At 43.3% G+C, this 8,973-nt stretch carries 7 protein-coding genes; all 7 read left to right on the forward strand.

Features of this window, described 5'->3' with window-relative positions; genetic code table 11:
- Positions 1-460: 460 nt before the first annotated feature.
- Positions 461-2,647 carry an FAD-dependent oxidoreductase gene (locus JMX95_RS13380; protein WP_087814191.1) on the forward strand — a complete coding sequence of 729 codons (2,187 nt, stop codon included), beginning with the start codon at positions 461-463 and terminating at the stop codon, positions 2,645-2,647.
- A 51-nt stretch (positions 2,648-2,698) separates the two neighbouring features.
- Positions 2,699-4,006, forward strand: coding sequence for an ABC transporter substrate-binding protein (locus JMX95_RS13385; RefSeq protein ID WP_087814192.1), 1,308 nt, complete (start codon positions 2,699-2,701; stop codon positions 4,004-4,006).
- The gene (locus JMX95_RS13390) at positions 4,003-5,790 is read left to right on the forward strand and encodes an ABC transporter permease (protein WP_227676084.1); all 1,788 of its coding nucleotides are present in this window, start codon (positions 4,003-4,005) and stop codon (positions 5,788-5,790) included. Before JMX95_RS13385 ends, JMX95_RS13390 begins: the two co-directional genes overlap by 4 nt.
- Before the next feature lie 99 nt (positions 5,791-5,889).
- Entirely contained in the window at positions 5,890-6,522 is a 633-nt protein-coding gene (locus tag JMX95_RS13395; RefSeq protein ID WP_201561060.1) for an ATP-binding cassette domain-containing protein, read from the forward strand.
- A gap of 71 nt (positions 6,523-6,593) precedes the next feature.
- Positions 6,594-7,229: a CDP-alcohol phosphatidyltransferase family protein gene (locus JMX95_RS13400; protein ID WP_087814194.1), complete on the forward strand. Its 636-nt coding sequence runs from the start codon at positions 6,594-6,596 to the stop codon at positions 7,227-7,229.
- 24 nt (positions 7,230-7,253) lie between these two features.
- Positions 7,254-8,063, forward strand: coding sequence for a sterol desaturase family protein (locus JMX95_RS13405; protein WP_201561061.1), 810 nt, complete (start codon positions 7,254-7,256; stop codon positions 8,061-8,063).
- A 235-nt stretch (positions 8,064-8,298) separates the two neighbouring features.
- The gene (locus tag JMX95_RS13410; protein ID WP_087814196.1) at positions 8,299-8,853 is read left to right on the forward strand and encodes a carboxymuconolactone decarboxylase family protein; all 555 of its coding nucleotides are present in this window, start codon (positions 8,299-8,301) and stop codon (positions 8,851-8,853) included.
- The last annotated feature ends 120 nt before the right edge of the window (positions 8,854-8,973 follow it).

Here is an 8,973-nt window from a genome sequence, read left to right on the forward strand (position 1 = left end):
GAGTAAGTCATGGTCTTTATAATAGCAATTGGATTTGATAATTATTTTATAACACTTTTAAGTGGGTTTTACTATATCTCAAGCCTTTTGATAACTTGTTGTTCTTTGCAGCATGGCCGATGTTGGCTGCGTGTTTGGCGCTTTTCTTAATGAGAGATTGGGATACCTTAACCTTGGGCAAAAAAGTTTCTTTAGCCTAAACATCAGTCATATTTATCGTTAGATTGGGCTGGGTTGAACATGCAAAAATATAAATACTAGCCTCCGAAACTCAAGCTCTATACTATGAAGACTACTAAGTTAGCTGTTTTATTGTATAGAAATGCACAAAGCATGCAAAAAACTTAACGCAATTATCGTTACCACTAACTTGTCATTACCACTAACATGGTCAAGGTTCTTAATCATAAAAGAATGACGATGACTTTAGCCTTCGCTCTACTACTTAGCCGGATATTTTATGATTAAAAGAATATTGTTAATACTGTTAATATTAATATTAGCAGCAAGCTTTTTCTACTTTGACCTCAATCAATTACTGACGCTTGACGGCTTAAAAGGCTCAATGGCACAATTTAACGACTATAAAATGCAATCACCACTATTGATTATCGGTGGATTCTTTTTACTTTATATCGTCGTCACCGCCCTATCCTTACCGGGTGCCGCTATTTTAACCTTGGCAGCTGGTGCATTATTTGGCTTATGGCAAGGTTTACTGGTCGCCTCATTTGCCTCCAGTATTGGCGCAACACTGGCCTTTTTAACTTCACGTTATTTGCTGCGTAATACGATTAAACAGCGCTTTCCTGAACGCTTAGCAGCCATTGACGCTGGCGTTGAAAAAGAAGGTGGCTTCTACTTATTTACCCTGCGCTTAGTGCCAATATTTCCCTTCTTTTTGATTAATTTATTGATGGGTGTCACCGCTATCAAAGCGAGAACGTTTTATTGGGTTAGCCAACTCGGTATGCTCGCTGGCACCTTGGTTTACGTCAATGCCGGTACACAGTTGGGGAGAATCGATAGCTTGTCGGGTATCTTATCGTTTAATCTGATTGCCTCATTTGTGCTGTTAGGATTTTTTCCATTGATAGCCAAAAGTATATTAAATACCTTAAAAAAACGCCGCGTCTATAAAAACTATAGCAAACCAAAAAAATTCGACCGTAATATGATCGTGATTGGTGCTGGTGCTGGCGGGCTAGTCACTAGCTATATTGCTGCGACCGTCCGAGCAAAAGTAACCTTAATCGAAGCAGGCGAGATGGGCGGTGACTGCTTAAACTATGGCTGTGTACCCAGTAAAGCCCTGATTAAAAGTGCAAAAGTCGCAGAACAAATGCGCCATGCTGAGCGTTATGGCTTAGAAAACACGCCACCAGAGTTTTCATTTAAAAACGTCATGACCCGCATCCATAAAGTCATCGCTGACATCGCCCCAAATGATAGCATCGAGCGTTATACGGACTTAGGTGTCGAAGTGCTAAAAGGCTATGCCAAATTCATCGACCCGTGGACAGTAGAGATTGCGCTAAACGATGGCGGCACGCAAACACTCACCGCACGTTCCATTGTTATCGCTACTGGCGCGCGTCCATTTATCCCAGATTTGCCGGGTTTGGAAGAAACGGGTTATGTGACCAGCGACACCATGTGGAATACATTTACTGAGCTTGCTGAAGTACCGAAAAAACTGGTCGTCCTTGGTGGTGGGCCTGTCGGCTCTGAGTTGGCACAAGCCTTTGCACGCTTAGGCTCCAATGTGACCCAAATCGAAAGAGGCGCGCGTCTCATGAAAAAAGAAGACGTAGAAGTCTCAGAATTTGCACAGCAAGCATTGACGAAAAGCGGCGTAAACGTTTTAACCTCGCATCAAGCGATTCGCTGTGAAGCGCGCGATGGTAAAAAATTTATTATCGTTGAACCGCAAAGCGACAATATAGCTGGGCAAAGCCATACAGGCAAACAAGAAATGGCTATTGAATATGACGAGTTAATCTGTGCCGTTGGACGTAGTGCGCGCTTAGAAAGTTATGGTCTTGAAGATTTGGGCATCGAAACGAAGCGTACGATTGATACCGATGACTATTTAGAAACCCTTTACCCTAATATCTACGCCGCTGGTGATGTCGCTGGTCCTTATCAATTTACCCATGTGGCCTCCCATCAGGCATGGTACGCTGCCGTAAATGGTTTATTTGGACATCTAAAGAAATTTAAAGTAGATTACCGCGTCATTCCATGGACAACTTTTATTGATCCAGAAGTCGCACGCGTTGGCTTAAATGAGCAAGAGGCTGTTGAAAAAGGCATCGATTTTGAGATTACCCGCTACGACTTTAAAGACTTAGATCGAGCGGTAACTGAAAGCGCCAATGCTGGTTTTATCAAAGTCATTACGCCTAAAGGCAAAGATAAAATACTCGGCGTGACCATCGTCGCTGAACATGCTGGGGATATCATGCCGGAATTTATACTAGCGATGAAACATGGCTTAGGATTGAACAAAATACTCGGCACTATCCATATGTATCCAACGTGGGCAGAGGGCAATAAGTACGCTGCTGGTGAATGGAAACGCAATCATGCGCCCGAAACGATATTAAACTTACTTGAGAAATACCAGACATGGCGTCGAGGCTAGTTGAATTTTTATTAACTGCGCTAAAAACATATCATCATAACGGAAACTTAAATGTACGTTATTAAATCTTTACCAGCTTTGGCAATGTTAAAAAATCTAAGCCGCTATAGCGCCTATGCTATGGTGCTTAGCGTTTGTGTTGGTATATCAGCAAGCACTGCCTCACCCACTACTGGTAACCTTAATCAAAATTTATCATCTTGGCAGCAAATAGAGGCGCAAGGGGAAAACCAAGACGTCTACTTTTATGCATGGGGCGGTGACCCGCAGATCAACGCTTATCTACAGTGGGCAGCCAAGCAAGTCAATGATAAATATAATATTAACTTGGTTCATGTTAAATTAAGCGACACTAGTGAAGCCGTCAGCCGTGTACTCGCAGAAAAGTCCGCCAACAATAATGATAAAGGCAGCGTTGACCTCATCTGGATAAATGGTGCCAACTTTGCCACCATGAGTGAGAATTCATTATTGCTGAAACAGTGGGCAAATAAGCTGCCTAACTTTGCCTTGACCGATCCAGACAATAACCCGGCCGTTAACTTTGATTTTGGTGTACCAACCAATGGTATGGAAGCGCCATGGGGACAAGCCTCGCTGACTTTTTATTACGACAGCTTATCAACTAACAAATCACCAACCACTTTAAATCAGCTAGTCAATTGGACAGCGCAAAACCCCGGACGATTTAGCTATCCAAAGCCGCCTGACTTTTTAGGCATGAGCTTTTTAAAATATGCCTTAGTCATGCTACACGAGCAACATGATGCTAAAACAGGTGAAAATACCAAGGCACAGCTCAACCTGCCAGCCACTGAGCAAAATACAGATATTATATTAGCTCCTTTATGGACGTTTTTAGATGACTTGCATCCCACCTTATGGCGCAAGGGTGAGCAATTTGTGCAAACGGGCGCGCACATGCGGCGTTTGGTCGATGATACCGAGCTGAGTTTGGCCTTTACTTTTTCTGCACCTGAAGTACCCGCGGCCGTGCAGCGTTATGACTTACCCGAGAGCATTCGTAGCTATGCAATGAGTGATGGCAGCTTAAGTAACACCCATTTTGTGGCCATTCCTTATAACGCCAGCCATCCGCAAGCCGCGCAGCTAGTGGCAAACTTTTTAATGAGCCCAGAAGCACAGGCCAAAAAGCAAACCTCTGATATATGGGGTGATAAAACCGTACTCGTTCCCTCTACGCTCAATCCTGAACAACAAGCGCTATTCAAAGACAATAAACCACACCCTAGCGCCCTGCCCTTTGATAGCATCAAACGTACCGTGAGTGAACCACATCCAAGCTGGGTTGATGCCATTATGCAAGGCTGGCAAGCGCGTTATGGGGTCAGCCCATGAGTAAAAATACTAATAATAAAACGGCAAAAGAAAAAGTCCATTCTGCAACAATTACTGGCATAACCGCGCCTTATAAAACTGATCTATTTACGCGTATCGTCTCCTTGAGTCCGACATTTTTACTGCTGCTACTGATATTGCCGGTACTCGGTGGTTTGGTTTGCGTGCTGTTACCTGCCTTTAGCTGGGTGCCTGCACTTGAGCAAACGACTGTTAGTCTACAAGGCTTTCATGATCTTTGGCAGACGCCTGGTCTTACTCAAATGGTCGCTTTAAGTATCGCTACTGGATTGATAAGTACGTTACTCGCTTTTGTCATGACCTTAATGATTTTGGCGGCGTTTTTTAATAGCGTTTGGCTGACCCGTATTGAGCATTTACTTAGTCCAATCTTGGTCATTCCTCATGCAGCAGCAGCCATTGCGGTTGGTTTTTTAATTGCGCCTTCTGGTATGTTTTCACGCCTTATATCACCATGGCTAAGTGGCTGGGAATTGGCTCCAGACGGTATATTTCCACATGACCCCTACGGCATCAGTATTATCTTGGGTTTGACGTTGAAAGAGCTGCCATTTTTATTACTCATGGCACTAGGCGCTTTGGCACAACTAGAGCTTGGTAAAAAGCTACGTCAGCAGTATAAAGTCGCGTTAAATCTCGGCTATTACCCCATTACTGCCTTTTTTAAAGCGGTACTTCCTGTCCTCTATCCTTTTTTACGTTTGCCTATCTTAGCCGTGCTCGCCTATGCTAGTGCCAGCGTAGAGATGCCATTGATACTCGGTCCAAACACGCCGCCAACGCTGGCGGTCACTATCATGCAATGGTTTAACGATGTTGATTTAAACTTACGTATAAAAGCCTCGGCGGGCGCGTTATTACAGCTCGCTTTGACGGGTAGTTTAATCGCCTTGTGGCTTGGTAGCGAGAGAGCAATAAAAAATTGCTTTAATCGCACGTTGGTCAATGGCAAGCGCAGCTATGCCGATGCACTATGGCAAAAAATCACCGCAGCGTTGACCGCTGTGGTGATTGGCTTTATCTTGCTAGCGCTCATTGGGCTGGTAATGTGGTCAGTGGCTGGTTTTTGGCGCTTTCCAGCCGTATTGCCAGAGCAGTTGGTGTTATTGCATTTTCAAAGCGCCTTTACGCAAATGAGTACGCCATTATTTAATACCATTACGATCGGTATCGTGAGTACGATATTTGCCATTGTGCTGACATTGTTATGTTTGGAAGCTGAGCAATTAAGTCAAAAGCCACTTTCAACATTTACCAGTTTTATTATCTATTTACCGCTATTAGTGCCCAGTATTGCCTTTCTATTTGGGTTGGTTTGGCTACAGCAACTGGTGAATAATCAAACGGCATTTTTTAATGTGGCATTTGCCCATCTGCTCTTTGTGCTGCCCTATGTGTTTTTATCGCTTGCTAGCAGTTATCGACGTCTAGACCCTCGTTTTGCTCATGTAGCGGCAAGCCTTGGTGCAACTCCTGCTAGAGTATTTTTGCAGGTGAAATTACCACAACTGTTTGCGCCGTTGTTAATTGCCATTGCCCTTGGTTTAGCCATTAGCTTTGGTCAATACTTACCGACATTATTGGCAGGTGGCGGACGAATCGCCACCATCACCACAGAAGCCGTAACCCTCGCTAATGGTGCCAGTAGACGCACCAGTGCAGTGTATGCCATCATCCAAATGGCGCTACCCTTAGTTGGCTTTATATTGGCGTGGATATTGCCAAAGTACTTCTTTAAAAGTGGTAAAAATAGCAGCCGTTAAAACGTTTTTTAAAATATATTCGTTTTGAAGAGCACTGATTCTAAATAGCACTAATTTTGAAAATACCTAATAATAAAAACGCAAAGAAAAGGGCCTTTGATGCAATCCTCTTTACAGATAAAAAACTTACAGTTATATCGAAAAGGCGAGCTACTACTCAGCCTAGATGAGCAGATTGCTGGTGGTGAAATACTAACCATCATGGGTCCATCTGGCAGTGGTAAATCGAGTTTATTGAATTGGCTCACAGGTATATTGCCAAATGGTTTTACCGCTATTGGTGAGGTCTGGTTAAATGATGAAAATGTAAGCCATCTGCCGACGCATCTGCGGCATATTGGGGTACTGTATCAAGATGCCCTACTGTTTTCGCATTTATCGGTCGCAGGTAATATTGCGTTTGCGATGCCTAAAAGTAATAAAAAACAGCGCCGTGAAAAAATAGAACAAGCGCTGGCACAAGTGGGGCTAGCAGGCATGGGAGATCGCCATCCTGATAATTTATCGGGCGGACAACAAGCACGAGTGGCGCTACTGCGCACCTTGCTCAGCGCACCAAAAGCGATACTACTTGATGAGCCTTTTAGCAAGCTTGATACCCAACTTCGAGTAGATACGCGGCAACTGGTGTTTGAGCAAATCCGCACTCATAAACTTCCCGCCATCATGGTCACGCACGATTATAGCGATGCTGAGGCCGCAAACGGTAAAGTTATTCATTTAGACCTGTAGTTTTAGGCTTATACTTTTAAACTTGTAGATCTAAATTCTAAACATCAAAGCGAAATACAAAAGGCAAGCGCATGCTAGATAAATTTCTTACGCCCATGATTAAGCCGATACTAAGCCCTGTCGTCGTTGTCTTGCACAAACGCGGTATTACGGCTGATCAACTCACGGTGGCAGGCTTTTTAATCGGTATGTTAGCGGTGCCATTACTGGCGTTTGAGCTTTGGTATGGCGCACTGGCAGCCATTGCATTAAATCGTATTTTTGATGGTCTTGATGGCGCTTTAGCCCGTTATGCAAAGCAAAGCTCTAGCGCAGGCGGCTACTTAGATATTACGCTCGACTTTTTATTTTATGCCGCCATCCCGCTGGGTTTTATATTGGCAAATCCTGAACAGAATGCCATTGCTGGCGCTTTATTACTCGCGACCTTTATTGGCACAGGCTCTAGCTTCTTAGCGTTTGCCATTGCTGCGGAAAAGTTTACACTGAATAAACCGCAGTTTAAATATAAGAGTTTTTATTATTTAAACGGTTTGACTGAGGGCACCGAAACCATCGCACTGTTTGTCGCTTTTTGCCTGTGGCCACAGCACTTTGTATTACTCGCCAGCATTTTTGCCACTGCTTGCGCAATTACGATTTTTACCCGTATCCATGGTGGCTACCATACCCTTAAACAGCTAGAAATAGATAAAAACAGTATATAAATATAATAAGTTAAGAGGCAGCTAATGACTAACGAAGTATGGTGGCGGCTTGGGTTCTTTTTAAGCATTTTAGTGATTATGATGCTGATAGAATGGCGCATGCCTGCACGTCAAGCACCGATCAAAAGCAGCAAACGCTGGTTCGCTAACTTTGGCTTGGTGTTTGCGTCATCCGTTATTGCTCGTCTAGCGGTGCCTGTCGGTCTAACGGCTGTGGCGCTTTATAATCAGCAGCATGGGATTGGTCTATTTAATATCATCAATTTGCCAAGCATTGTCGTCATCATAATAAGCTTAATATTGCTCGACATCATCATTTACTGGCAGCATCGATTATTTCACCGCGTGCCTATGCTATGGCGTCTGCATAAAGTCCATCACGCTGATGCACATGTCGATGCCAGTACAGGGCTTAGATTTCATCCCATTGAAATCGTTTTAAGCATTCTAGTGAAGCTCGTTGCCGTCAGCTTGTTGGGCGTTCCTGCCATCGCCGTATTGATATTTGAGATTGCGTTAAATGGCTTAGCGATATTTAACCATGCCAATATTCGCCTGCCACCTTCGCTTGAAAAACCGCTGCGATTAATATTAATGACCCAGATTTTGCACCGTATTCACCATAGCCAACGCGTCAGTGAAACCAACTCAAATTATGGCTTTAGTGTCATTTGGTGGGATTGGATTTTTGGTAGTTATAAGGGTGAAGCAAAGCAGTCTGATAATGAGCTAGATATTGGGCTAAAAGAATACCCAGAAGCCAAACAAAATGCCTCGCTATGGGGATTGTTGACAATGCCATTTAGCAATGACTTGGTTAAGAAAAACAAATAACTGTCGCGATGCCGCCTAGCTTTGAATGTAAGTCAAAGTTACAAACAACTTGAGCATTCACTCAAATATTATTTGAACGATTGCTCAAAATGAATTATAGTGGCTGCAGTTGTTAAGCGACTCAAGTAAATTCCATTGATTAATATGAGTAATCGCTCAAATAAATGTTTGGCTCTTTAGTCACTTGCACACTTACTTTACAACAATTTATTAATAATGAATAAAAGGTTTTAATATGACTGACTTCACTCTACACGACAAAGACACAGCCCCAGAAGCAAGCCAAGCATTACTAGACAACTCAATCAATGCATTTGGCATGGTACCTAACCTACACGCTGTGATGGCTGAAGCGCCTGGCTTGCTCGAAGGCTATCAACAGCTACATCAACTGTTTTTAGACAGCAGTTTTGATGATGAGGAAACCACTGTTGTATGGCAAACCATCAACGTCGAACATGAGTGCCATTACTGTGTACCCGCTCATACTGGTATCGCAAAAAGCATGAAAGTGGATGACGCAATCACTGATTCATTACGTAATGAGACACCTCTACCAACTGAAAAACTAGAAGCATTACACGACTTTACGCTATCGGTCGTTCGTGATCGTGGTAATGTAAATGATGACGCAGTGCAAGCATTCTTAGATGCAGGCTTTACTAAACGTCAGATTTTAGAAGTGGTTCTTGCAGCGGCTCAAAAAGTGATGAGCAACTACACCAACCATTTGGCCAACACGCCAATCGACAAGCCTTTCCAAAAGTTTGAATGGCATAAAGCTGTCTAATTATATAAGAACCAAATAAGGAGCCACTATGAGTAATTTAAAAAGGGGCTGTCCTAGATAAGTAAAATAATCTAGGATAGTCATATGAGAAAGAGCAGATTAAGTTGGTACAAACAAACC

Source organism: Psychrobacter sp. NC44, from assembly GCF_904846655.1.
GTDB lineage: Bacteria > Pseudomonadota > Gammaproteobacteria > Pseudomonadales > Moraxellaceae > Psychrobacter.